At 59.1% G+C, this 25,222-nt stretch carries 18 protein-coding genes; all 18 read right to left on the bottom strand.

The window, feature by feature from the left end; translation table 11 throughout:
- Positions 1–15 precede the first annotated feature (15 nt).
- Positions 16–10,707, bottom strand: coding sequence for a hypothetical protein (locus PLH32_02005; GenBank protein ID HQJ63366.1), 10,692 nt, complete (start codon positions 10,705–10,707; stop codon positions 16–18).
- Positions 10,708–10,738: 31 nt separating this feature from the next.
- Positions 10,739–11,188: a hypothetical protein gene (locus PLH32_02000; protein HQJ63365.1), complete on the bottom strand. Its 450-nt coding sequence runs from the start codon at positions 11,186–11,188 to the stop codon at positions 10,739–10,741.
- Positions 11,189–11,502: 314 nt separating this feature from the next.
- The gene (locus tag PLH32_01995; protein HQJ63364.1) at positions 11,503–12,639 is read right to left on the bottom strand and encodes a tetratricopeptide repeat protein; all 1,137 of its coding nucleotides are present in this window, start codon (positions 12,637–12,639) and stop codon (positions 11,503–11,505) included.
- Positions 12,632–12,907, bottom strand: a complete 276-nt coding sequence (locus tag PLH32_01990) for a zinc ribbon domain-containing protein (GenBank protein HQJ63363.1) — start codon at positions 12,905–12,907, stop codon at positions 12,632–12,634. Before PLH32_01990 ends, PLH32_01995 begins: the two co-directional genes overlap by 8 nt.
- Positions 12,908–12,921: 14 nt before the next feature.
- Complete coding sequence (locus PLH32_01985; protein ID HQJ63362.1) at positions 12,922–14,112, bottom strand: pyridoxal phosphate-dependent aminotransferase; 1,191 nt, start codon at positions 14,110–14,112, stop codon at positions 12,922–12,924.
- Positions 14,113–14,124: 12 nt separating this feature from the next.
- Positions 14,125–15,111, bottom strand: a complete 987-nt coding sequence (gene pta / locus PLH32_01980; protein ID HQJ63361.1) for a phosphate acetyltransferase — start codon at positions 15,109–15,111, stop codon at positions 14,125–14,127.
- Positions 15,108–15,596 (bottom strand): pantetheine-phosphate adenylyltransferase, encoded by a 489-nt coding sequence (coaD, locus tag PLH32_01975; GenBank protein HQJ63360.1) that lies wholly within the window; start codon positions 15,594–15,596, stop codon positions 15,108–15,110. The genes pta and coaD overlap by 4 nt, the downstream gene beginning before the upstream one ends.
- Positions 15,559–16,137 carry a 16S rRNA (guanine(966)-N(2))-methyltransferase RsmD gene (rsmD, locus tag PLH32_01970; protein ID HQJ63359.1) on the bottom strand — a complete coding sequence of 193 codons (579 nt, stop codon included), beginning with the start codon at positions 16,135–16,137 and terminating at the stop codon, positions 15,559–15,561. Before rsmD ends, coaD begins: the two co-directional genes overlap by 38 nt.
- Before the next feature lie 4 nt (positions 16,138–16,141).
- Entirely contained in the window at positions 16,142–17,164 is a 1,023-nt protein-coding gene (locus tag PLH32_01965) for a hypothetical protein (protein ID HQJ63358.1), read from the bottom strand.
- A 43-nt stretch (positions 17,165–17,207) separates the two neighbouring features.
- The gene (pilM, locus tag PLH32_01960; protein HQJ63357.1) at positions 17,208–18,149 is read right to left on the bottom strand and encodes a pilus assembly protein PilM; all 942 of its coding nucleotides are present in this window, start codon (positions 18,147–18,149) and stop codon (positions 17,208–17,210) included.
- A gap of 69 nt (positions 18,150–18,218) precedes the next feature.
- Positions 18,219–18,656 (bottom strand): helix-hairpin-helix domain-containing protein, encoded by a 438-nt coding sequence (locus PLH32_01955; protein ID HQJ63356.1) that lies wholly within the window; start codon positions 18,654–18,656, stop codon positions 18,219–18,221.
- A 3-nt stretch (positions 18,657–18,659) separates the two neighbouring features.
- Positions 18,660–19,781, bottom strand: a complete 1,122-nt coding sequence (gene dnaJ, locus PLH32_01950; GenBank protein ID HQJ63355.1) for a molecular chaperone DnaJ — start codon at positions 19,779–19,781, stop codon at positions 18,660–18,662.
- Positions 19,782–19,804: 23 nt separating this feature from the next.
- Entirely contained in the window at positions 19,805–20,386 is a 582-nt protein-coding gene (locus PLH32_01945; GenBank protein HQJ63354.1) for a nucleotide exchange factor GrpE, read from the bottom strand.
- A 13-nt stretch (positions 20,387–20,399) separates the two neighbouring features.
- Positions 20,400–21,443 (bottom strand): heat-inducible transcriptional repressor HrcA, encoded by a 1,044-nt coding sequence (hrcA, locus tag PLH32_01940; GenBank protein ID HQJ63353.1) that lies wholly within the window; start codon positions 21,441–21,443, stop codon positions 20,400–20,402.
- Between the two features lie 113 nt (positions 21,444–21,556).
- Entirely contained in the window at positions 21,557–22,405 is an 849-nt protein-coding gene (locus PLH32_01935) for a permease-like cell division protein FtsX (protein HQJ63352.1), read from the bottom strand.
- 18 nt (positions 22,406–22,423) lie between these two features.
- Positions 22,424–23,074: a cell division ATP-binding protein FtsE gene (gene ftsE / locus PLH32_01930; protein ID HQJ63351.1), complete on the bottom strand. Its 651-nt coding sequence runs from the start codon at positions 23,072–23,074 to the stop codon at positions 22,424–22,426.
- Positions 23,068–23,886 (bottom strand): class I SAM-dependent methyltransferase, encoded by an 819-nt coding sequence (locus PLH32_01925; GenBank protein HQJ63350.1) that lies wholly within the window; start codon positions 23,884–23,886, stop codon positions 23,068–23,070. Before PLH32_01925 ends, ftsE begins: the two co-directional genes overlap by 7 nt.
- A 71-nt stretch (positions 23,887–23,957) precedes the next feature.
- On the bottom strand, positions 23,958–25,214 hold the full coding sequence (locus tag PLH32_01920) for an asparagine synthetase B (GenBank protein ID HQJ63349.1): 1,257 nt from the start codon (positions 25,212–25,214) through the stop codon (positions 23,958–23,960).
- Positions 25,215–25,222: the final 8 nt, after the last annotated feature.

The following is a 25,222-nucleotide window of genomic DNA, read 5'->3' as shown; positions in this document are numbered from 1 at the left end:
GCGTGCCCATTTCAGTTATTTGACGACGGCTATTTTCGATAAGGCCAGTTCACCCTTCTCGGTCTTCAGGTAGGCAAGATAAATGCCATTCATGACTTTCTCGCCACGGCCGTTGCGGCCATCCCAAACCACGTCATCCTGATGGACTCCTGCGCTGGTCTGGGCGGGATGTGCTGCTTTGGTATATTCCCAAGCCTGCACCAGATCGCCGGTGAGGGTGAAGATCTTGATCTGAATATCGCTCGACTCCTCAAGATAATAGACGAACTTGGTCACCGGCCGCGCGGCGGTGCCGAAAGGATTGGGATAATTGCAGAACGATTTCGCCAGATCACTCTGCATCACCACCAGGGTGCCGGAGCTGAAGCCAAGATAATGCACCCGGTTGAGGGTCGAATCGGCCATGCTCAGCCGGTTGTGATAAATGGCGTCGCGGGCCACGATCGCATTGGCGGAATCTATGGCCACGACAAAATCGGCGAGATCGGCCGCCGCGGCGATGTCCACCACAATATCGATCACAAAGAGATCGCTACTGCGGATGGTATCGGGGAGCGCTTTAACAAAATTGAGATAGACCTCGCTGCTACTGCCCGGAACGCGGTTTTCGGCTAGCACCTCGCCGCTGCTGCCATGGCGGACGGCCGCAATACGGCTGACGACCGAGCGGGCCGCGACCGCACTGCCCTTGCGGTTGCGGAACGAAACCTTGATCGAATCGAGCAACGAGCGGCTGCCAATCGAATGGTCCTTGTTCTGTAGACTGAGCCCGAGCATCGGCACGTCGGTCCCGCCGCGCAGGCCGACCGAGTTGGAGCGCACCGGAAAGCTCCGGGCGACCATGAAACCCGCCTCCGGCGATATGAAAATCAGGGCAGAATCGCGCACGATCTCGGCCGCCTTTTTGGAGAAATAATCCCGGGGCGCGCTGAGCAGCCGGACCACCAGGGTATCCGGCACCTCACTGACCTTGTCCGGCGCCTTGATCCGCCAGCGAACGGTATCTTGCGTCGTGCTGACGGTGAGCGCATCCCGGCTGTTGTAGCCCACTGGCAGTTCGAGCCGCACCTGATAGCTGCCATAATAATCAGCAGAACCCAGGTTGTGGAGCAGCGCGGTCAAATCGAACTCGTTGCCGATGCGAACCGCGACCGGGCTGATCCCCGATTGCCCAGGCACCTGCGCCAGGATCTCAAGACGGGCCTTGCGCACCACCCAGATCGGATAATAGACACTGGACAAATCCGTGATCGACGGCAGCCCTGAATTGGCATCCCGGGGCAGGTCGGTAACGGTGAAACTGACGTCGAAAAGGGTATCCTGGCCGACCGCCGGGGCGACCAGATTCCACGCCAGACTGTCAAGACCGGTTTTGAGCAGCGGCTCGGTCCCGTCGAGAAATCTGGCAGGGACGTTGAGACGAATCGTCGCCGCATCGGCAGCCACGGAAGGAGCCGTCCCGGCTTGATGCTGGATGTAGAAGGCCAGCCTGAAGGGAGATTCGCTGGAGACCTTGTTGGTCAATCCGGACGGGAAGATGATCTTGGGCGTCAGGATATAACGGCTCACCGGCTCTGTGGTCACCGCTAGGGTGCGGAGCTGGTTGGTCAGGACGGTGCTCGAACGGTAGTCCTTGCCGCTGACGGTCACGGTCAGGGTGTTATTTCCTGCCTCTGCAGGCGCCTTGATGGTCCAGTTGACCACCTGCCGAGAGCCCAGGGCGACGGCGACTGAAGGGGTATTGGTCGAGAAGGCCCCGGTGTAGCTGAGCTCGGCTTGAAGATCTCGGACCTTGGTGGACGTGATCTCCGCGGTGGCGACAAAGCTTTGTTCGGCTGATACCGAGTTGTCCCTGGCGCCCGATGGGCCGCTGATATAGAAATTCTCTATTTTTATGGTGCCGCGCGCCTCGGTCATGACATTAAGGGTAGCGGTGCCGTTGGCAATGGTCGCCGGAGCGTTGGTGTTTTCATCATTAGGGGCGGTACTAATATCGACGCGGATATCACGAATCTCACGGATCTCCGTGTCCGAAGCCTGGACATTCCAGGTCACGTAAGAGCCCGCGGTAAAGGATTTGGTCGAATCGGTGCCCATCAGCTTCAGGCCGCTCCTCTGCAGCGAGAGGGTGAGCTTGCCAGTCGTGCCGACCCGGGCCGTTCCGAGGTTGCGTACCCGAGTTCGCAACGTGGCCTGCTGTCGCACCGAGAAATTGGCCTGGCCGCTTTCCATCACTCCCTCGGCCGGCGAGCTGACCTCCAGGTTGTCGATCCAAAGGTTGGCGCGTCCGACGATCTGATTGATCGTCACCCGCTGCTGCACGGTCTGCCAGCCATCGGCCGAGCGGCCGCGCGCCTCGGCCTGGAAGGTATGCGCCATCACCGTCTCCTCGCCAGGGACCTGAAGCCGCCAGTAAAGGGTATCGCGGCTGGCGGTGACATCCTGTTCAGCGGCGCTGAGGAGAACATAGGGGACTGTCGTCGGCAACTGCAGGGTGACGCTCTTCTGCTGAATATTGTCGGTGGCCTGCACAATGGCGCGCAACACGATCTGCTGGGCCGTAGAAAGAATACCGTCCTGGGCGCCAGCCGGCGCGTTAATGGACAGGGAGAGCAGCAGTCCCGACTTGAGGGTGGTGACCACACTGCTGGCGATCGTGGTTTCAGTCGCAGCAGGCCGAGCGATGTTGACGTCCTGCGGGGCCTGCGTAAGCTGCACCCGGATGGTATCGGAAAAAGAATCGGCCACTGGCGAGATCAGCGACAGGGTGTCGACCCGAACACTCATCCCCAGGGGAACGGAGAAGGAGCGCTCCGCCGGGCCCGCGGCGAGCTGGTATTTTTTCCCGGCTGGCAGGAGAACCGTATATTTGCCATTTTCCATGGCCGCGGTGCCCAGATTGCGCAGGGAGACCAGCAGTTTGAACGCCTGCCCCGCCGTCAGGATCGAATCCTGACCGCTTTCGCGAAAAAGCCCTATTGCAATCCGCGCCGGGTTCTGCACCCGCACCGCCGTGAACGCATCCGCGGGGCGTTCCGGCTGGCGGATTTGGGCATAGAGGGCTGATCCGACTGTCCTGGCCGAGAGGATCTGCGCCGTGAAGGTCTCCCGTTTTTCTCCAAGCGCCGCTTCCCAGCTATCGTCGGCGACCACGGTGAAGATCGCCCGGCCGCGGCTGCCTTTGCCGATTGCGGGAATGACCACCCGGGGCTGAAGAATGCTGGAACCGCCGTCGCTGCTGAGCTGGATCCAGACCGAATCGACTCCCGTCAGTTCGCTGGTCTCCGCTTCTACCGCAATCTTGAAAAGTTGGCCGCGGTTGATCAAGGCCAGATTCTGGTTATCATAGCGCTTGGCTGAATCGACAGTGGTTTGATTGAGGCGCACCCAGGAGGTGCTGCTCACCTCGAGGGTTGTTGTTCCCGTGGCACTCATAAGGTTTTCAGCAGTAGCCGCGCGGTTCAGATCCATTGCGTTAAGTTGCACGCGCACCTCACAGGTGCCGGCAATGTCGCCATTCCGGGTGACGATATAGAGCAGTGAATCCTGACTTTGGCCGCGAAGCACCAGGCTGTCCGCCCCCATCAGTTTGGCGGGCGCATTGACCCGGTAGTCCGGATCCTGGACGCCATTGGTATAAAAGGAAAGGTTAGCCGGGGAGATGCCGATAAAGCGCAGATCCGCATCACCCTCGTTTTTAACCTTGACGTAAATGCGCCAGTCATTCTGGGCGTCCCCGGCGGTGATTGCCACTGGGGCGCGCACCGAAAGCACCTTGAGTCGGGCATTGGACTCGATGGTCACTAGGGTCGATGAGTCCTGATCCGCTCGATCCAGAGGCGCGGAGAGGCGGGTGTTTTGTCCCACCGAAGCCGTAATGGCCGATCGGATCAAAACCTGGCCGCTTTTACTTCCGGCGGTGACCATGAAGCGCGCACGCGCGGTATCCCCTGCCGTGATCGTCTTCTCCAAAACCAGGGGCGTGCCGGCGATGGTCACCCGTTCGGCGACCTCTGCGCCGGCTGTCACGGTCACACCGCTGACCGGCTCGGATCCCTGATTGCGTATTACCACCTCCACCGGAAAGGTCTGTCCGTAACTAACGATCCTCTCAGGATTTGGAGTCAGCGCTGATGTGCTGAGAAGCTTGAGGACTGCCGGCCGATAGATGCGGATCATCGCGGTGGCATCGGTCGCCGGGGAGATAAAAGCGGCCGCGCCATCCTCACCGGTTGCCTGGGTGATCTCGGCCGTGAAGGTTTCACCCGCCAGGTTTTCCACACTATCGGCGATGACGGCAAAGCGCACGCGGCGCGGTCCCTCAAAGGAACTCAGGTTTTCCATGAGCTGCAAACCGGGGGTGACGACGGATCGCTGACCAGTGAGGCGCACGTAGACGCTCCGTAGGGCCTGTCCCCCGTTGTTTTCCACATCTACTTCCAGTTGGAAGGGCTGCCGGGTGTTGAGGTGGCCGATGCCGGCGCTATCCACGTAGTAGCTCTCCGCATTCACTGAGGTCCGGGCGATACGCACCCGCGCACTGGTCGAGATATAGATCGAAGTGGTCGCGCTGGTCGAGACGACCCGCAGGGTATCGTTGATATCCCGGGCGCTCAACTGGGCGTTGATGGGCAGGCGACCGCTGCCCGAACTCGAGGCAATGACCTCATACACGAGATGGAGGGTATCGCCCCGGGCGATCCGGCGCTGGGCAGCGGCCAGCGCCGGCGCCCGGACCACAAAACCTTGCTTGATGGTGATATCGCTCGCCCTGGGCGGATCGAGCATTAGGGCCCCCTCGTTCGGATTGGTCACATCCACCTGGATCGTCCAGTCCAAACCGTAGCCGGAGGGAATGGAGTCTTGCGAGGTAACCATACGGGTGATGGTCAGCGCTCCGGGCTTCTGGATGCGGAGGGTTTTCGAGGAGTCCTTCTCGGCCAGGGCCGGATGAATCAGCGTCTTCTGGCGGGTGTTGGCCGCTGTGGCCGTGAAGAGGTGCGCGAAAAGGGTCGGATTGACGCCGGAGGTGGTGTCGGCGCGGACTATAATGCCTGGCACGGTCCAGAGGCTGTCACCGGCTGCAATAGGGCCCACGCTGGTCTCGCGGCCGGAGGGAAAAGTCAGGTAGCCGTTGGCTGCAAAGCGGACCTGAGCGCCGAGCAAGCCGTCGCGACCAGGCAGGCTCTTGATGCAAGCCTGGACATAAAAAGTCTGCCCGCCATCGACCAGGGAGTCCTGCGGCACGACCAAGCGCAGGCCAGCGAGGCGCGCCACCGCAGAATCCTGAACCGCAAGGTCGAATCCAGCGGAAGCGGTGGCGGTATTCAGAAGGAGGGTGCGGCCGCTGTTGAGTTCACTCAGACGAATCGATCCGTCCACCCGCACTGTACCGGGCACCGGCAAGCGGGCAGAAACGCTCTCGACACTCCAGCGCACGCTGTCTTCCTTACCGGGCAGGAGGAGCGAATCACCGCGGCTAAGAAACGCACCTGGCGCACGCACCGTGAACAAGGTATCGCCGGCGCTGAAATGGAGCGCCACGCTGGAGGTATCGAGTGCGAGGGTGCTTCCGCCCCGGTTGCGCAGGACCGCCGAAATAGTCCAGGACACAGTCTGACCGCGGGTGATGCTGGATTGTGAGGATTTGAAGGTGACTAGTACGGGATCAGCCGGCGCCTGAACCATGACATAACCCGAGTTGCCCTGGTCGGTTTGCTCGTCGAAGCGCCGGAACGCCTGGGCATCATCGGTCATCCAGATGCGGCCGCTGATGATCACCTGGCCCGGATCGAGGGTGGCATCAACTGCATCAACGCGGTAACGCAGGATGGCATCTGTTTCCGCCGTGACCTTCGCCTCGCCTGTCAAGAACGTATCCGGCTTGACCAGGGCAAAGGCATTCGAGATATCCACGCTGTTGCGGTAAAAGACGATGCGCGTCGAATCCAGACGCAGGGTGCTGCTGCCGTTATTCCGGATTTGCAGATCAATGTACCATGGTCTGGATTGACCCGCCGTAACGGTCTCCACAGCACTGCCCAGGGAGGTGATCATCACCTCGCGGGGGGAAGCTACGGTGATCTTGTTCGCAGAGAGGTCGAGGGTATCACTGAAACTGTTACCGTTCTCCATGCCCGCCAGCTCAAGTCGGGGCTGGTAGGTTCCCGGCTTGATGGAGGCCAGAAGATCCTTGAAACGGAAATAAAGGGTGCGAGTGCTGCCTCCGGGGAGGGTCGCGCCGAAAGAGTCATCGAGCAAGGCCGAATACGTCGTGATGCCATCGCCGAAGGAGAAGTGCGTCCGTGCCGGATCGAGCATCACCGACGCCCCTCCGGTGTTCATCACATTGATCTGGAAGCGGTAGACGGTCCCGCCCGAGACATATGCGGGCTGGATCGACTTCGTCATGGCCATCAAGTTGGGCGGATTTTGCACCTCCAGCGTTGGCGTTTGCGGAGGGGTCGCCTGGACCGGCAGGTTGCTGTTGAGATCGCGGCCGGCGACGCGCGCCGTGACCGGGAAAAGGCCGCTGTCGGTGATCGGGACCACGCCGGTGAAGATGAGGCTGTCGGTGCTGCCCGATTTCAGGATCTTGGTGCCGTTGCCCGCCAGGCGGGTGGGCAGCGGCAGGGCGTAAGTCGAAAAGCGGACGAAGGTGCTGTCGCTGTTCGTCAAATTGAGTTCGACATCCCCCTGGTCCGGCTGATTCGTCAGCGTGAGGATGACGCGCCAAGGTGCCGCCTTGTCCTCTGTTAACACGGCCGGCTCGAGGCGGATGCCGGTGATATAGTTTTCCGCGCGTTTTTGCAGGGTGACGCTGCCGCGCAAGGCAGAAGCGGGGACAGCGCGCTGCGCTCCATAGTTCTGCACATAGTAATAAACCGTAGCGCTGATGGAGACCGCTCCGGCGGCACTGCCGTTGCGCCGCACGGGGAAACGTAACAGATCCGACTGGTTCCCGCGCAGGATCGTTTGGTTCTGCACCAGTTTGGGAACGCCGACGACGAATCCCGCCACGGAGAAATTCAAGGTGCTGTTGACCGTATCGATCTCGACCGTGCTGCCTCCCTGATTGGTCAAGCCGACGTCGATGTACCAGGGCCAGCTGGCATCATTGACCGTTGCGTAGCTCTGGGAGGCGATAATCTTGGAGATGTAGAGATCGGCTTCGGACTGGACTTCGATGCTGCCAAAAGCATCGCTGGTCTTGATGCCATCCGTTGTCTCGATCCGGCTGACGATCGAATAGGTTCCCGGCGGCGCGTTGACGTTGTTGATGATATAGACGATCCCGCTGCTGTCTCCAGTCGCGCCCTTCTTCGCCAGGATATAGGCGTTATTGGAGAGGATGACCGGAGGATTTAAAATCGTGAAATAGGCGGAGTAGTCCGTCCCGCCGCGGCGGAATTCGAGATGGGTCTTGGCGGTATTAAAGTCGATCTCCAGCGGGAAGGAGGCGGTGTTCTGGACCCCGACGGTGATGCTCCAGCTGCGAGGCTGTTCCCGGGTGACCGCCGGCTGCGAAGGTGTGATCTCGGTGATCTGCAGCGCCCCGGCCTCCTGACTAAAGAAGAGATCGCTTGCCGACTCGCCGGTCGATCCTGCCGCCTGGGAATTCTGGTCATTATACTGAATCGAGGGATAGAGATAAATCCGTCCGATCGGAGCGGTGATGCTCGACTGCATGTAGTAGCGCAGCGTCTTGCTCTGCCCGGCGGGTACGATGCTTTCGTTGTTCGTCGCGGCCGTGACAGGAAAAGAGGGGGAGACGTCATTGACATTTTCCAGCCGGAAGCTGAAGAGCGCTCCGGTGACGGCGGCATCGGCCAGCCCCGAGGAGGAACCATTCTGCACCACGCATTCGATCAGGATGCCGCTCTGGCCCTGGTTGACGGTATCCGCCACAACCCGGACGCTCTTGAGGGTTAGTGCCGCCTTCTGCTGGACCAACCAGGTGTCAACAACGGTGGTATCATCGACAGACACCGCTGCGCCATTGTAGAGACCGCTGGCGAAGCCGGTAATCCGGGTTGATCCGGTGCCGGCGGTGGCGGAAACCGCCACCGGGATTGTGACGGTAAGCTTGCCCGGGGTGCTGCCGTTCATCGGGGGGACCTGGTTCGCTCCGGAGGGCCAGGTCCAGGTATAGTCAGAGTCGGCGTCCCGGTCGGTGCGAAAATGCAATCCGCCACCCAGCGAGGTGACCGCGCTTGCACCATAGTTCTCCAGACCCATTGCGACCAGGATACCGCTCTGGCCCTGGCTCACTTTGGTGGGCGTGGCGGAGAGGGCGGTGATGAGCAGAGCACTGACATCGATGGGATTGCTGGTGGTGGCGACCACCGGCGAAGCAGACAGATCGCGGACGGTGATGGTTTGCAGACCGGGGGTCGAGATACTGAAGGCACCAACAAACGAAAATTGCGCTGTATTCGTAAAAACCTTATCCGGCGGCAGGCTCGCCACAGCAGCGCTGCTGCTGAAATGAACCGTGCCCGAATAATCGGTCTTCAGATTGCCGAAACGATCGAATGCCGTGACGGTCACAGCACCCGGGAAGGTCGTCTTGACGGGGATCGAGGCCGGCAAACCGCTCAACTCCAGGGAGCCAAGGGCGCCCGGTTTTACCGTGATGGCCGGCAGATCGTAGCGAGCCAGTTCCGTGCTACCATCCAGGGCCCGTCCACGCAGAAGGACCGTTTCGGTCTTGACCAGGATTTGTGCGGCCAGACCACTGCCGTTGCTTACCGGAATGGCCGTCAATGTCGCAAGCTGCCCATTCGGCGCAGCGCCGCCTCCGGCTGTGGCGCTGATTTCGACCAGTCCGGACGCAGCATTATTGTATTTATCACGGGCATTACTGACGGTCACATTGAAGGCGCCACCGGCCGTCTGCGTGGTTCCTGCCGAAAGCGTGAAACTGCGGATCAGGTCGCTGGTGACCAGGATGGGATCGAGTTTTTGGGTATAGCCCCCCGCCTGGGCAGTGAAGGTCTGGTTGCCGGCGGTCTTGAGTCTGAAGAGATCCCGGGGAAAGCGCTTACTGCCGAGATCCCCCGCGGTGAAGGAATAGGCCGCCGGATAGACCGCTTGAACATCCGAACTGGAGAAGGAGAGGGTGCCGGTAAAATCGGTTTTCACGTTGCCATAACTATCCTGGAGCGTCACCAGCAAATAGTCCGCAGCCGCGCCTAGGGAATCGCCGGCTGTCAGGGTCACCGGCAGTGGGGTGAGCGTGCTGGGATCGGCGATGAAAACCAGCCGGCCCAAAGGGCCGGGCACCACCTGAAAAGTGTTCGAAGTGACCGCCACAGAACCGGCCAGTCCCTGAACACTGACCGGCCCCTCCGACCTGTAAAAGGTGGCTGTGCCGCTGCCGGTGCCGTTGCTGACGGCGATGCTCGAAAAGACCGGGGTGTTTCCGCCGATGGCATGGTTGGCATTACCATCGGCAAAGGCGACCGTGACCGTCCCACTAGCGGCATTGCCATACGCATCGACCGCGCCGCTGACGTTCAGGGTGGCCGGCTGGCCAGCCATCGGCGTTCCGGAAACGGTTAAAGTATAACTTTCAATTCCACCGCCGGTTACATTGATCACGCCGGTGGTGTCGCTCAAGGTGCCATCGGAAACCCAGATCTTGCGCGCTCCGGCCGTGCGCAATCTGAAATTGCTGCCGGCGGAAGTGAGCTGACCGGCCGTCAAGGCGCTAGAACCGGGCAGGTCGCCCGGCAAGTAACCCGGATCGTTGTTGTTAAAGGTTACAGTGCCACTGTAGGTCGTGGCCAGGTTGTCGTGTTTATCCAGGGCCTGGACGATAATTGCATTAGGCAGGGTCGCGCCAGCGGTGAGGGTCAGGGGCTCGCCGCTGAGGAGAAGGCGGCCGGCCGCCCCAGGTGTGACCGTAAAGGCGTTGGTCGTTTTGGTTGTCAGGGTCGAAGCCGCTTGCAAGACCACCCCCGATTCGGCCTTGAAAAGCACCTGGCTGGATTGTCCGGCGCCGTTATTCAGCAGGATGGGATTGAGGCTCGGCAGCGTGCCATCCGGGGCGGCGCCGCCGCCGCTCGTTGCAGAGACAGCCAGCGTCCCCCCCGCACCGTGGCCGTAGACGTCCTTGGCGTTATAGACCTGCAGCATGAACGGCACGCCCGAAGCCTGCGCGCCGACGGAGGCCAAAGAGAACGATGCAGCCGGGCCGTCGATGTGAAAGGGGCTGGAGAGACCGCTATCGAAAGGATTTGCCGGGCTGCCCCCGTCCCAATGCCGGACCGTCACGGTCACATTCAAGCGGGGTCGCAGGGGATTGCGGATCAATGCCAGAAGCAAAGTCACCGTGGAACCGGTTGAAATGTCCGTTCCGGTGCCGTCGCGGATGCAGCGCACACTGTCACCGGCGACCGTATAGGAGCTGAAACCGCCGCAGGAGGTAGCCGGCGAGACGCTGCCAAAACCGGCGATGACCTGCCCGCTGACCATGCGAAACCGGGAATCAGCAGTCGACGTCGAATCGGGAAACCGAATGGTGATGCTCCCCGTGCGCGAAATCGGAATAACATTAGTAAACTTGATGATGTGCACGGCCATGGCGCCTGAGGCATAGGTGGAGAGGCTATCACGGACGTTGGTCAGCGTGCCGGCAGCGGAACGGGAGGCTGCAGCCAGAATGCAGAACAGCAAAGCCGTATGGAAAAATCGTTTGGACAAGAATTTGCCTGACATAATATGCTGCGTGTCCCTATGGACGAGAAAGGGTCATCGTGGCAGAGAAAGATACCCGCCGGCTGCTGTCTTGAAGGATGAAAACAAAGGGCCAGGGGCGCTCCGGCACTTGCGGCAGGCCGATGCTGGCGATCGCGAGATCCAGCGTCTGCTTCGCGGCAACCCGGTCCCCGGCGCCGCTGCGCTCAACCCATAGGGTATCGCCGTTGTTAGCGAGCCGGAAGCCGCCATTGATGCGCGTCGAGGCGGCGAGTAGAAGCTGGGCGCGGTCAAACTCGCGCGGCAGCAGCAGCCCCATCCGCGCCTGCGGCGTGAGGGGTGTTTCATTATCCCATTCGAAACGAAGCACCGCCGGAGAGCCCGACTCCAGGGGAGTTGCGACGACGCGGCGCAGCGTCTGTGCCTGGAGGAAGGTACCACTGCCTGCAAGTATGAACCCAACGAGGAAAAAACGCAATACTCTCATGTTGATGTCCTGAAACGGCTGCCAAACCATGCTGAGAAAAAGGCAAAGTGTCTCACCGGAAGGCCCCTGTCCTGCTTCGAAACACAACAGGGCGAAATCCGGGCACTTTACCAGAGCTTTCGGGTTGCTGGCAGAGAGTTGCAAACATTATACCAGCAAAGGGTTACGGGACTCCCAAGTTCACAAAAGAGCGGCGGGAAGGACGCCTTCACCCGGTCCGTGCCGCTGCCGAGCGTATGGAAAACGAAGCCTGTTCCTTGCATGATCCTGATGCTGACGTACGGTGATGCGGAGATAAGCGGAAAACCAGTGAGTTATTTGAGAATGGCACGCAACAGGATTAAAAATCCCCGCCCGTCATTTTCCAGCAGTTTGAGGTTATTCTTTGCTTTTTGATAGTCCGGGTTGATATGCACCGCCTGACGATAGGCCTCCACCGCGCGGGCAAAACTGTGCCAACCCCGGAGCAGATAGGCCGTGCCGATGCTTTGATGGAGATCGGCATACTCGGGATGCTGGGCAATCGCCTTTTCCAGGGTTTTGATGTAGCTATCCAGGGTACGGTTGTCCCGCTCGAGATCCGCGAACATGAATTTCAGATAAAACTCGCTGTCGGCAATAACACTGCGATGATTCAGGTCAGGCGGTTCGATCGCCTTTTCGATCTCGCCGAGTCCCTCCTCCAGATGGTCGCGGAGGTCGAGGCACTCCAGTCCTCTGGAGAGGTGCTGCCGTTGGCCGGGGCTGACCAGATCCATGGCATAGAGTAGATGCTGTTTGCTCTCCTTGATGCGCTCGATCGGGGGCGGTAGCTCCGGATGACTCGGCATCTGGAGTGTCGATTCCGCCAGAATCAGCCCCAGCAGCAAATGCGCACTCACATAATCGGGATTGAGCGCCAGGGCCTGCTGGCAGCTCGCCACCGCCTCCTGATGCTCGCCCAGCTTGCGCCGTACCGCGGCCAGAAGATAATGGACATCAGGGTAGTTCGGCTGTTTTTCCACCGCGAGGCGCAGCTCATCCAACGCCTTGCTGTTGTCGCCCTTGCGGTACCAGACGCGCCCGAGGCTGTAATGGATATGCTCGTATTCCGGATCCAGCTCGAGCAGGGCAGAAAAGGTCTCGACGGCTTCATCGTAAAATCCCTTTTCCAGAAAGAGCGTCCCCAGCCGTGCCAGCGAGGCGGGATTTTTGCCTTCGCGAACCTTGTCGTTCACACAGAAGAGCAGGTCAAGATCCGAGAGAGTGAGATCATGAAACTGACGCACTTCCACCTCGATCGCTTCCGGTGCCGTCGTTTCATCGATGGCGGCTTCCCGCGTATCCACGACTGTCTCCCCATCCTGGACCGTGGCCAGCGCTTTTGCCCCCTCAGGATCAAAGCGGGTATGGATCGCAAGCTTGTATCGTCCCGCACGCAGGGTGCTGCTGAAGGCGATCTCATCACTCATTGCTTTTGGTCTCGCTTTTGGTCTCGCTTTTGGTCTCGCTTTTGCTTCCGCTCTTATCACTGGAGTTGTTGGTTGTCGCATGGCTGTGCTTGTAATCGGTCTGATAAAAACCCGAACCCTTGAAGATCAAACCCGCACCGCCGCTAAGAATCCGGCGGACTTCGGGTTCATCGCAGTTTGGGCAAATCACCAGGGGTTCAGCCACGATGCTTTGAAAGGCTTCAAAGATAAATCCACACTTTTTACATTGATAATCATACGTTGGCATTACTGTTTTCCTGCTTATAAGAGAGAGTGCAAACCGCTTTCAATCCGATCGAGTGCCTTCTCCAGCACCTCCATGGAGGTTGCATAGGAGAGCCGGACATGGGTGTCCATCCCGAAGGCCACCCCGGGCACGATCGCTACGCCGAATTCCTGGAGTAGATACTGGCAGAGGCTCACCGAGTCGTCCACTGTATACCCCTTCTTCTCGTGGCCGTAATAGGCGGAGACATCGGGAAACAGATAAAAGGCGCCCTGCGGTAGCAGGCAGCGCACCCGCGGAATCGCTTGCAGCCGACGGAAGAGGTAATCGCGCCGCGTGCGAAAGGCGGCGTTCATCTCCTCGATGAAGGCTTTGGATCCCCTGTACCCTGCAAGCGCGGCCTTTTGCGAGATCGAGGTTGGATTGGAGACCGTGTGGCCTTGATATTTGACCACCGCTGCCGCGACCCTGGTCGGCGCCGCGAGGAAACCGATGCGCCATCCAGTCATTGCGCAACTCTTGGAGACCCCGTTGACCAGCAGCAGCTTGTCACGAATCTCCGGAAACTGGCTCAGGCTGGTATAGCCTTTTTCATCAAAGACGATCTGATCATAGATCTCGTCGGAAAGCAGCCAGACGCCTGCGGCGCGGATGACCTCGACCAGGGCCGCGAGTTCTTGGCGGCTGTACACCGCCCCGGAGGGATTGCTCGGGCTGTTGAGGATGACCAGCCTGGTTTTGTCGGTGATCGCTGCCCGCAGTTCTGCGGGGGTGATCTTGAGGTGGTCGCGGTCGGCTGGATCGATGCAGCGCATGGTCGCATCGGCCAGTTGGATCATCTCGGGGTAACTCACCCAGTAGGGAGAGGGAAGAACCACTTCGCTGCCGGGGTCGCACACTGCGAGAATAGCCTCAAAAACAGCATATTTAGCGCCGGGGGTGACGACGATCTCTTTGGGGGAATAGCGGACCTGATAGGTCTCCTCGAGCCAGTTGCCGATCGCCTCGCGCAGCTCAAGGCTGCCCTCCGCCGCCGTGTATTTGGTGTAGCCCTGGTTGATCGCGGCAATCGCGGCGGCGTTGATATGCGCCGGGGTGTCAAAATCGGGCTCCCCGGCCCCAAGGGCGACGACATCCTTCCCCTCGCGCTTGAGGCGCGCAAGGGTGCTGTTGAGTGCCACGGTCGGCGATTCGGTCATACGTTCGAGGCGTTTGGCGAGTTCCATCCGGTCTCCTTATTAGACCTGGTTTCCGGCTTTGAGGCTGCAGATGCAGGCCACATTGACGATATCCTCGGCCTTGCAGCCACGGGAAAGATCGTTGGCCGGCTGCGCCAGGCCCTGGATGATTGGACCGATCGCCTGCGCACCGGCGAGACGTTCAACTAGTTTGTAACCGATGTTGCCGGCCTGGAGATCGGGAAAAATCAGGACATTGGCCCGACCGGCCACCGTGCTGCCCGGGGCTTTGCGTTCGCCGACCGCAGCGACCAACGCGGCATCCGCCTGCAGTTCGCCGTCGATCCTGAGATCCGGCTTTTTCTGCTTTGCGATCGCCACCGCCTGCTGCACCTTATCCACCAGCGGATGCGAAGCGCTGCCCTTGGTCGAGAAGGAGAGCATCGCCACCAGGGGTTCCTCCCCCGTCAGGCTGCGATGAGTCTCGGCGGAGGCCAGAGCAATATCCGCCAACTGTTCAGCAGTCGGATCCGGGATAACCGCGCAATCGCCGAAAGTGAGGTTCCGGCCATCGGCCAGCACCATCAGAAAACAGCTCGAGACAACGGAGTACCCCGGGGCTACACCGATGACCTGCAGGGCGGCACGGAGCACATCCCCGGTCGTATGAGTCGCGCCGGCGACACTGGCTGCGGCGCGTTTCTGACGCACCATCATGGCGCCGAAATAGAGGGGTTGGGCCATATTCTTACGCGCCGTCTCAAGATCAAGACCCTTGTGCTGGCGCATCTCGAAAAAGGTCTGGGCGTACGCCTCAAACTGGGGATCTTTTTCCGGTATCACCATTTCGACACCCGCCAGATCGGCTCCCAGCGCCGTCGCCCGGGCCGTGATTTTAGCCGGATCACCGAGGAGGACCGGCGTGACTAGATGTTCCCTGCGGCAGGTGGCTGCCGCCTGTATGGTCCGGTCATCCTCCCCCTCGGGGAAGACGATCACCTGGATCTTCTTTTTGGCTTTGGCCTGAATCTGTTCGAGAATGGTCATGGTTTCCTCATCTTTTGCAGCAGGTTTTCTTCGACGTGGGGCGGGACAAAACTGCTCACATCCCCGTTGAATCGCACCAGTTCCTTGACGATGCTGGAGTTCAAATAAGAATATTTTTCATGCGGCATCAGAAAGACCGTGATCATGTGCTCATCCAGTTTGCGGTTGACCAGGGCCATTTGCAGCTCATATTCGAAATCGGATACTGCGCGCAGCCCACGGATGACGGCTTGCGCGCCCATACTGCGGGCATAATCGACCAAAAGGCCCTGGAAACTATCCACCGAAACCGTGGGCAGCTCACGGATAGCTTCGCGAATCATAGCGACGCGCTCTGCTTCGCTGAAGAGCGGCGTCTTGCCGAGGTTGCGCGCCACGGCGACCACCACTTCATCGAAGAGCATACTGGCGCGCTTGATTATATCGATATGCCCGTATGTGATCGGGTCAAACGATCCGGGATAAATCGCTATTTTCTTCGGCATGCTCCAGTTCCATAAAAAGAATCCGGGTGTCGCCCATCACTTTCTCCTTGCGCAGCCGCCAGGGTTCCGGGCAAGCGAGCATTTCCCGCGAGCTGGCTTCATAGATCAGGAGTCCCTCCGCTTGCAGCACCGCACCCTCCTGGATCTGCTGCAGCAGCTCCGCATACTCCGGATAGAAGTAGGGGGGGTCGCAAAAGATTAGATCATAGCGCCAGTGCATCCGGGCTGCGCGTTTTAAATAGGAGAGGGCCTCCTGGCGGAAGACGGCCGCGGGGATATCCAGGGCAGCGGTGTTGCGCTGGATCAGGGTGTACGCAGCAGCCGCACTGTCGACAAAGGTCGCCTCCACAGCACCCCGGCTGACCGCTTCAATGCCAAGGCTACCGGTGCCGGCAAAAAGATCGAGCACCCGTGCCTCTGGCACCAGGTTTCCGAGCCAGGAAAAAATGAACTCGCGCGTCCGGTCGGTCGTCGGCCGCAGCCATGCGGCCTTGAGCGATTGAATGGAGCGGTTCCTGAACCGCCCCGCGATAACCCGCATGTGGCTATCGCGTCTGCGCTTCGAAACGGATGACGGCGGCAACTTCCTGCCCCCGGGCCTGCAGGATGATCTTTTCCAGGCGCATCAGCGGCAATTCGGCCGCCAGCCGGGTGCAGTAGGATTCGAACTGCTCTTCACGGCCGGTGACCTTGACGAAGATCGGAGTCCAGGCGGCGCCATCGCGCACCATCTCTCGAGCTTGCGAGATCTCGATCACCTTCAGGCCTTCGGCGTTGGCCGCGGTCCGGAGCCCTTGTCGAATCTGGACCAGGCCCTGGCTATCGATCACCGGCGTGGTCGCTGTGTTCAGTTCCGGAAAGGACCCGGTTACCAGGGCCCGCGCGCCGGAATAATAACCGCTGGAGGGCGAAGCGTTCAAACCACCCCGAACGTTGTTTTTCAGCGCAGTCGTATAATTTTCGATGACGCTGCGGCTGCCAGCCGAGACCTCGGCCGAGAAGGAGTTCGGATCCAGGATCAACGTGCTCACTTGCAAGTCGGCAGGCCGGGCGGCCAGGATCCCGCCCAGGAGCGCGGCGGCACTCGCCAGGGGCGAGCCCGAGGTCGATTCCGCTGGCGGCGTTACGGCCGTTTCGCGAGGCTTTGTAGTCGGGACAGAAGTGGACGGCGATTCTTGCACGGCCGCATTCCCCGCCGGGGTCACCACAGCGGGGGCGGATTCGACCGGCACTGGCGTCGAGACGGCAGGCGCCGTTTCGTTCGTTGCCGGCGAGGTGGTTTGCGCCGCCTTGTGGAAGTCCCCAAGCTCCTGCGGCCTGTAAAAGAAGCCATAATACGCAGCAGCACCGATGGCCGCTAGTAGGAGCAGGATGATCAAAATCGGACCCAGAATCCCCCGTTTGTGGCCCTCCGGCTCTTCAAAGTTATAATAATCCAAAGGCGTCTCGGGGCTTCTGGTCATCGTGGGTTCCTCGAGAATGGGCGCGGCGGGAGGCTCCTCCGGCTGGGGCGTCCAGTCGGGTTCCTGCAGATCGGATGGTTCGCGCTGGTCAATCAGTAAATTCATAGTAACCCCGCTGATAGGTCGAACACTCGGTTCAGTCAACTGGTCAGGCCTGTAGCATTCCGATCAGCGGCAGGATATAGCGCGTATGCTCGCGCACTATCTGTTCCGCTTCAAGGCTGAGGGAATGCTCAATCTGATGCAAGGGATCGAGAACCTGAAGCTGGGCAGCGCGCTGTAGTCGCTGCAGAGCTATCAATGCCGCTTGCGGCAGGATAGCCTTAGTGAAATAGATCTCCTCGATGCTCTTCAAGAGCAGTTCATCGCCAAGGGACTCCATCAGGCGCAGGATCTCATCATTGATCCGGGTGGCCTGCTCTTCATTGTTCTCCTCGGCCGGCGCCGCCGCATTGAAGGCAAGTTCACCAAAAGCGGCATAATTCTGATGCTTGATCAACGTGATGCCCAAGGCATCCTCTTGCTGATCGACCAGCGCCGCAAGGCCGCGGCTTTGCGGCTGCAGGATCATCAGGCCGCGAATGCTGGCAAGCAAATCGACATCCACCTGCGCCAGTTTTACCGGCGTGGCATTAAAGATCTCATGCAAGGCGGCGATGATCGCCTTGCGGACCACCGCAATGATCACATAATCGAAATGATCCCGGTCGCTGTGGATCCGCTCATAATTGGCATGGTACTCGTTGCGGGGCGAGACCAGCATCTGCTCCAGTTCCCATTCCACCTGCTGCCGGACCTCGGAATCGGTAAATTCACGATCCATCTTGATCCGCCGCAATTGCACCATGCGCCGGTCCAGGCAGAATGAGAGCGACTTGGCTGAGATCGCAAAGCGATCCATCATTTCCGAGATCGCCCGTGAAAATCGGCCGAGAAGCTGCCGGTCGACGACGGCATTAAAATCGAAGGGCACCTCCAGATCCAGCGCCCCGGCTGAAACCAGCCGGAGGGGCCGGCCCAGGCCGGCTTCCAAGAAATAGAAGCGGTTCTTCGCCATAACCAGACCCAGCTGCGTTGTTGTACTATCCATGATGGTTTGCCCCTCCAGAACAGCAGTCTTTTTGAGTTTGCTTTGGCGCCTGAAGCCGCTTGGCGATTTCTACTCCACGCCGATTTGATCCCGAATGCGGGCGAAGGTTTTCGGCCCGATCCCCTTAACCTGCTGCACCTGTTCGATAGCCTGGAAAGGCCCATGCTCTTCGCGGTAGCGCACGATTCGCGCTGCCATGGCGGGTCCAATCCGTTCGAGGGAGGCCAACTCCTCGGCCGTGGCGGTATTGATATTGAGTCTGGCGATCAACCGATGTTTCTGGCTGAGCAAGGGCTGAGCAAGCGGCTCCGCGGATCGGGCCGCGCTCTTCTGCCGTGGCATACCGGCAGCCGAATCCGTCTGTGCATTGCGTCGCACTTGCTCTCGCCAGACGGCCAGGGCGGGATCGCCGTGGGATTGGCGGTACCAGAGGACCGCACATCCGGCTAGAAAAGTGGTCAATAAAAAAAGGATGAACCGCTTTTCCTGGAGCGAAAACTCGAGCATAATTCAGCGTTTGGTCCCGCGTGTTTTTTCAAACAGCCCCTTATCCGAAGGCTCCGGATATAGGGATTCGAACTCGGCGAGCTTTTTCAGCAGCTCCCGTTCGGCATGGCTGAGCTTGGTCGGTGTAAACGCGGTGATCCGGATGAGCTGGTCGCCCGCTCCACCGCCATTTAGGTTGGGAATGCCCTTGCCACGCATGCGTAGGATCTTGCCGCTCTGCGTGCCCGGCGCAATGGTAATACGCGCCTGACCGCCCAGCGTCGGGACTTCCACCTCATCCCCCAGAGCGAGTTGCGGGAAACTGATCGTCAGATCATAGAGCAGATCGTTCCCGTGTCGCTGAAAATGGGGGTGGGGATTCTCCTCGATGATCACCAGGACATCGCCGTTCGGGCCGCCGCGGACGCCGATATTGCCGGCGCCGCGGATGGTCAGATACTGGCCTTCAGCGACTCCGGCCGGAATTTCGACATCCAGGGTGGCCTCACCGCGCACCCGGCCCTCACCATCGCAAGCAGGGCAGGGGTGCTCGATGATCTTGCCCTCTCCAAAACAACGGCCGCAGGTACGGCTGATGGAGAAAAATCCCTGGCGATAGGCGACCTCACCGCGTCCCTGGCACTGCGGGCAGGTGGTCATCCCAGTGCCGCTCCTGGTACCGCTGCCGCTGCACTTTTCACAACGCACCAACTTTTTGATCTTGATCTTTTTGGAAGCACCACGGCCGATCTCCTCGAGATCGAGCTTGAGGCGAACCTGCAGATCGGTGCCGCGCTGCGCACTGGAACGGCGGCCGCCGCCACCCATGCCGAAGATATCGCCAAATCCGCCGCCGAACACCTCGCGGAAGATATCGAAGGGATCACCGAAACCCCGGGGATCAAAACCACCCGCGCCCCCGCGCATCCCCTCGGCGCCGAATTGATCGTACTGGCGGCGTTTTTGCGGATCCGAGAGCACCGCGTAGGCCTCCGCAATCGCCTTGAACCGTTCTTCGGCACTTTTATCGCCGGGATTCTTGTCGGGATGATTTTCCATAGCCAGTTTGCGATAGGCCTTCTTGATAGTGTCTGCATCCGCATCCCGGCTCACACCCAATATTGCATAAAAATCTTTAGTTGCCATCGTCTATCCGATATCCGCATCCATTATTTGCTGACGACCACCTGGGCATGGCGCAGGACCTTGCCCTTGAAGAAGTAGCCCTTTTTATGTTCCTCCACAATCCGATTGGCTGCCGTATTGGGGACCTCGATATGCAGCAGGGCATCATGAAGCTGGGGATCAAACTCCTCGCCGAGGGTAGGCATGGGCTCTAATCCGCTCTCCTGAAAGGTTTTTAGTATATTTTTTTGCAGCAGGAGGATGCCTTCCACGAGCGCTGCAGGGTCGGTCCCGCTTTGAGCCGCAGCAACGATACGGTCCAGATCATCCAGTGCGGGCAGCAGCCTGGCCATCAATTCAAAATTGGCATTGCTAATATAGTGTTGCATCTCGCGATCGCTGCGCTTGCGGTAATTGTCAAATTCGGCCGCCAGCCGCAGATAACGGTCGTTCAGCGCCTTGTTCTCCGCTGTCAGAGCCGAGATCACCGCGGTGTCTTCATCCATCGCGGCAACATCTGCTACCGTTTCCCCGCCACCATTCTTCCCCTCTACCATTTCTGGGGGTTCCAGCTCTTGCTGCTCGGCGACGGGGTTTTCTCCCTCTTCTTCCCGTTCGTGCTTCATCAAATAAAACCCGCTACCTTTCCACTTTTTGCTTGGTTAAGATATAGCCCAAGGTCTCGGCCATGAACTGCACCAAACCGATGATCTTGGCGTATTGCATGCGCGTCGGGCCGATCACGCCGATCGTACCGGTGGCGCCATCGACCGAATAGGTTGTGGTGATAACGCTGCAATGCCGCATCACCTCCTCCTTATTCTCTACGCCGATGACGATGGAGACGCCGCTGCTCTCCTGCTCCTCGAGCACCCGCAGCAGTAGATCCCGGTGGTCGATCAGGTTGAGAATGATCCCCACCTTCTCCTGTGAGGCGAACTCGGGCTGCTGGATGATTTTGCCGGCGCCGGCCACATGGAAGGAACCCGGTGTGTCGTAGCCGACCAGCTTCTCAGCCCGGATGCGGATTTTGCGCAGAACGCGTTTGCTGTTCTCGTCGAGGTCCGAAAACCGCTCCTCAAACGAGGCCTGAAATTCGGCAATCGTCAAACCGTGCAGCCGTTCGTTGAGGATCTGCCGGGCGGCATCCAGCAAATGCGGCGGCACCTTCTCATCCATTTCAACGATGATGGTTTTGACCAGTCCCGAGGTGATGCTCAGGATGACCAGAATCTTCTCTTCGGAGACCGATACCAGCTCGATCTTTTCAAGACGGCCCTGGTTGAAGCGCGGCGCCAGAACCACCCCCATCTGGCTCGAAATGTTGCTCAGCACCTGGGAGGCCTGGTCGACTATGAGATCGACATCTTCGGCGAAATGACTGAGCTGTTCGACGATCGAGCGCCGCGCTGAGGGACTCAGGCGGATACCGCCGATCATGCCATCGACATAGACCCGGTAGCCGCCATCCGTGGGCACCCGGCCCGCCGAGGCGTGCGGCTGCCGAATCAATCCCTTCTCCTCGAGATCGACCATCACGTTGCGGATGGTGGCCGGGCTGAGCTGCAGGTCGGCGGATTTGGACAAAAAACGAGAGCCGACCGGTTCGGCCGTTTCGATAAAACTCTGCACGATCGAAAAAAAGACCTGCCGCTCGCGCTCTGTCAAATCATCAATGGTCATGTTGGAATAAGCAATAATCCAAACGATAAATTGCGACTTATAAGTTACTCATTAATAAACGCCCAATCAAGGAAAATTTCTTCAGGCGTCGGCGCGGACCGGGGGCAGGCGCCTTATAGATAGCGCTTGATTGCCAGCAGGCTGCCCAGAAAGCCAAGGAGGCTGCCGATCGCCACCAGAAAAACCAACGCCCCTGGCGGCAGCGCCAGCAGCCCGGGGACCAGGCCGGACAACACCCGGTTGACCACGTAGAGCCCCAGCGCAGCCAGCAGGGCACCGATCATCCCCTGGAGCGTCCCCTCCAGGATCAGAGGAGTGCGGATGAACGATGGCGTCGCGCCAACCAGCTGCATCGTCGTAATGATTTGTTTCCGCGCAGCAATCACCAGACGGATGTTGTTGGATACTACAAATAGCGAACCGAACGTGACAAAAAGGACCAGAATCCAGCTGACCGTCGCCGCGAGGCGGGCATAACGCTGCAGTCTGAAGAGGGTTTGAAAATGATAGACCACCTCATCCACCCCCTCCTCCTGCTCGATCCGGCCGACCAGCTGCCGGATACGGCCCTCATCCTCCCCGTCCAGGCCGAGCTGCACGACAAATGAGGAGGGCAGCGGATTCTCCTCGAGAACGGCAAAGAGTTCGCGGCCGAACTCCTTTTGAAACTCCTCTGCGGCCATCTGCTTGGAGATGAAAGAGACCTTGCGCACGCCCGGGATTCGGCTGATACGCTGCGAAAGATCAGCGATCGCCTGGTCATCGAGAACACTGGAGATGAAGACCTGTAGCTGTAGACGATCGTTGAGCGTGCGCTTGAAGTAGTCGATATTCAACGAGACCAGCGCCAAAAAACCCAGCAGTGCAAGGAAAAAAGCGATCGTGAGAATCGAAAGCAGGCAGGAACCCCAAGCGCGCTTGAAGCCATCGGCCGTCTCTTTGAGCATGTAGCGAAAGTTCATGCTGTCGGTCCGTCGATTTTAGGAGAGCAATCTGCCGTTATTGATCTGGATGATACGTCCCTGATAACGCCGTACCATGTCATAATTGTGGGTGGCCATCAGGACCGAGGTGCCGCGGGTGTTGATACGCAGCAACACCTCCATGATGCCCGCCGCGGTCTCGGGATCGAGGTTGCCAGTCGGTTCATCCGCCAGCAGCAGAAGCGGCTCGTTGACGATGGCGCGGGCGATGGCGACACGCTGCTGCTCGCCTCCAGAGATTTCATCCGGCATTTTCCGTGCCTTGTGGCTCAGGCCCACGTCAGCGAGCGCCCGCAGGACGCGCCGTTTGATCTCTTTCTGCCGGGCGCCGATCACCTCGAGCGTGAAGGCCACATTCTCAAAGACATCACGGTCGGCGAAAAGGCGAAAGTCCTGAAAGACGATGCCGATCTTGCGCCGGAGAAAGGGAATCTCGCCCTTTTTGATGAAGAGGGAGTTATAATCGCCGACGATCACATGCCCTTCGGCAGGCAGCTGATCCATATAGACCGTCTTCAATACCGTCGATTTTCCGGCGCCGCTCGGCCCGACGAGGAAAACCAACTCCCCCGGGGCGACGGCAAAGGAGATCTGATCGATTCCTTCACCATTGGCATAGGTGACGCGTACGTCATGCAATTCTACCATATGCGCTGCTCCTGCGTTTCGCCTGCCGCCGGCCGTTTCACGAGCACATAATGAACCCGGTCGGCCCGATCGCTTCCCGGCCGCAGTGAAAAGTTGGCATACCGGCCCAGACAGATGAATGGAGACGCCGCAATGAATCGGTCGATTTCAGCCAGAGAACGGATTTTCTGGACATGCACCTCTTTATATAAACAGCCTGGTGCCGCAGATAATTCTATTTCGAAAAAATTGTATTGCAAATGGGTCTCCAGCGCGAAGCGGCTCTCCCGCCGGTAACAGCCCTCTGCAAACTGTTCCTCGTGGACATAATCGGCAAAGAGCTCGATCGAGTTGTGCAGCGTGCTGACGTCGAAAATGAAAAGCCCGCCGGGGTGGAGAATCCTGTGGGCTTGCTGCAGGGTGGCCTGCCACTGGGCCGGTGTGTGCAGATAGTTCATGCTATCGTAGGAGGAGATCACCAGGTCGACCGGATTTTTCGTAGCCATTCGGTCCATGGAGGCGCACCAGAACCGGATCGGCGGCGCCTGGGCTGCATTCTGAATGGCCACCTTGAGCATCGGCAGAGAGGCGTCGCAGGCTAGGAGCTCATATCCCCGTGCAGCCAGTTCGCGGCACAGCCGCCCGGTGCCACAGGAGAGATCGAGGATCCGCCGCGGCGAGACACCATGCAACCTGGCGAGCCGCAAGAGATGCCGGGCCCAATGATCATAATCAACATGATTCATCACCTGATCATAGATCGAGGCCAGCACCGCATAAGGCTCGGTATCTATGACTTGCAGCGGTACGTCATTGTTGCGTCGGTGGAACATCTCCCCTCTACTGGTCGATATGCAAGCGGAACCTTGGGTGGTTGCGCGCTCTTCAGAAACTGGGTGACACCTCAGGTCTTGAGTTCTTTTTTACGCGCCGCCGGGAAGAGAATATTGTTGAGGATCAAGCGGTATCCGGGCGAATTTTTGTGTAAGGCCAGCTGTGTCGGAGGATCATTGACGAAATGCTGAAAATCTTCCGGATCATGACCCGCCAGAAAGCAGAAGGTCCCCTGGCCGTAATTGCCACGCAGATATTTGACCTGGTCCGTACCCTCGGCCTCGCCCATGATAGTTACACTCTTTTTAATCAGCCGTTTCTGGAAGCCAGTGGTCTGCCCCATATAGCCCTTGATCGCGGCCACATGATTCTGCGTGAGCATGGTGGGCACCGGATCGTATTTGGCGGAAAACTCGAACAATGTGAAATAATCTCCCTCGGCACCGCGCGATACCGGCGCGTAGGAGGGAGGGATATCGATATCGGAATATTCATAGATCATTGGATTGGTTTCAATTTTGAAATTTTCAAAGGCGAAGCATTGCGAATAGTCGAGTTTTTGCTGGGCCTGGGGATCAACCGGATCTCCGTCGAAGGGAGTGTCGACGATGTCGACATGGCTGGCTGCGAGTGCGATATCGAACGAATCGGTTGCAGAACACATGGCGAAGAGAAAACCCCCAGCAGCGACAAAATCGCGAATGGCAAAGACCACCGCACGCTTCAATTCTGAAACTTTGGCGAATCCCAGCTTTTTGGCCATGGCTTCGTTCTTGCGGACCTCCTCCTTGTACCAGTCGGCATTGCGGTAATTCGCATAGAACTTGCCATATTGGCCAGTAAAATCCTCGTGGTGCAAATGGAGCCAATCGTATTTTTGTAGCTCGCCACGCAGCACCTCTTCGTCCCAAAGCACAGTATAGGGTATTTCGGCGTAATCGAGTGCCAGCATCACAGCATCATCCCACGCCTGCTTGTTGGGCGGGGCATAGATGGCCACCGCCGGTGCTTTTTCCAGCTGCACCACGTCCATATTTTCGCGCTCGATCTCGGCATAGACGGCGCTCACCTCCGCTCCCGAAAGAAGGGTGGAGGAAACCCCACGTACCCGGAGTTCCCGTTCGATCGCCGGCGAATCTTCCATTAAAAAGGAACCGCCGCGATAATTCAGGAGCCACTCCACATGCACCCCATGATCCAGAACCCAATAAGCCAGGCCATAAGCCTTGAGGTGGTTCTCCTGCTTGAGGTCCATATAGACCAGCAGACGCTGCCCCAGGGCGGGAACCGCTGCCAGCAGCGTCAGCAAAAGGATTTTGCGTATCATGATTTCAG

It is taken from the genome of bacterium, from assembly GCA_035419245.1.
GTDB lineage: Bacteria > Zhuqueibacterota > Zhuqueibacteria > Residuimicrobiales > Residuimicrobiaceae > JAKPUX01.
The sequence above is the reverse complement of the archived record's forward strand: the minus strand, read 5'-3'. Positions and strand labels throughout refer to the sequence as shown.

Excerpts from the sequence above, each read along its gene's own strand:
- PLH32_02000 (HQJ63365.1), bottom strand. The coding sequence starts at position 11,188 with ATGAGAGTATTGCGTTTTTTCCTCGTTGGGTTCATACTTGCAGGCAGT.
- PLH32_01995 (HQJ63364.1), bottom strand. The coding sequence starts at position 12,639 with ATGAGTGATGAGATCGCCTTCAGCAGCACCCTGCGTGCGGGACGATAC.
- PLH32_01990 (HQJ63363.1), bottom strand. The coding sequence starts at position 12,907 with ATGCCAACGTATGATTATCAATGTAAAAAGTGTGGATTTATCTTTGAA.
- PLH32_01985 (HQJ63362.1), bottom strand. The coding sequence starts at position 14,112 with ATGGAACTCGCCAAACGCCTCGAACGTATGACCGAATCGCCGACCGTG.
- pta (HQJ63361.1), bottom strand. The coding sequence starts at position 15,111 with ATGACCATTCTCGAACAGATTCAGGCCAAAGCCAAAAAGAAGATCCAG.
- coaD (HQJ63360.1), bottom strand. The coding sequence starts at position 15,596 with ATGCCGAAGAAAATAGCGATTTATCCCGGATCGTTTGACCCGATCACA.
- rsmD (HQJ63359.1), bottom strand. The coding sequence starts at position 16,137 with ATGCGGGTTATCGCGGGGCGGTTCAGGAACCGCTCCATTCAATCGCTC.
- PLH32_01965 (HQJ63358.1), bottom strand. The coding sequence starts at position 17,164 with ATGAATTTACTGATTGACCAGCGCGAACCATCCGATCTGCAGGAACCC.
- pilM (HQJ63357.1), bottom strand. The coding sequence starts at position 18,149 with ATGGATAGTACAACAACGCAGCTGGGTCTGGTTATGGCGAAGAACCGC.
- PLH32_01955 (HQJ63356.1), bottom strand. The coding sequence starts at position 18,656 with ATGCTCGAGTTTTCGCTCCAGGAAAAGCGGTTCATCCTTTTTTTATTG.
- dnaJ (HQJ63355.1), bottom strand. The coding sequence starts at position 19,781 with ATGGCAACTAAAGATTTTTATGCAATATTGGGTGTGAGCCGGGATGCG.
- PLH32_01945 (HQJ63354.1), bottom strand. The coding sequence starts at position 20,386 with ATGAAGCACGAACGGGAAGAAGAGGGAGAAAACCCCGTCGCCGAGCAG.
- hrcA (HQJ63353.1), bottom strand. The coding sequence starts at position 21,443 with ATGACCATTGATGATTTGACAGAGCGCGAGCGGCAGGTCTTTTTTTCG.
- PLH32_01935 (HQJ63352.1), bottom strand. The coding sequence starts at position 22,405 with ATGAACTTTCGCTACATGCTCAAAGAGACGGCCGATGGCTTCAAGCGC.
- ftsE (HQJ63351.1), bottom strand. The coding sequence starts at position 23,074 with ATGGTAGAATTGCATGACGTACGCGTCACCTATGCCAATGGTGAAGGA.
- PLH32_01925 (HQJ63350.1), bottom strand. The coding sequence starts at position 23,886 with ATGTTCCACCGACGCAACAATGACGTACCGCTGCAAGTCATAGATACC.
- PLH32_01920 (HQJ63349.1), bottom strand. The coding sequence starts at position 25,214 with ATGATACGCAAAATCCTTTTGCTGACGCTGCTGGCAGCGGTTCCCGCC.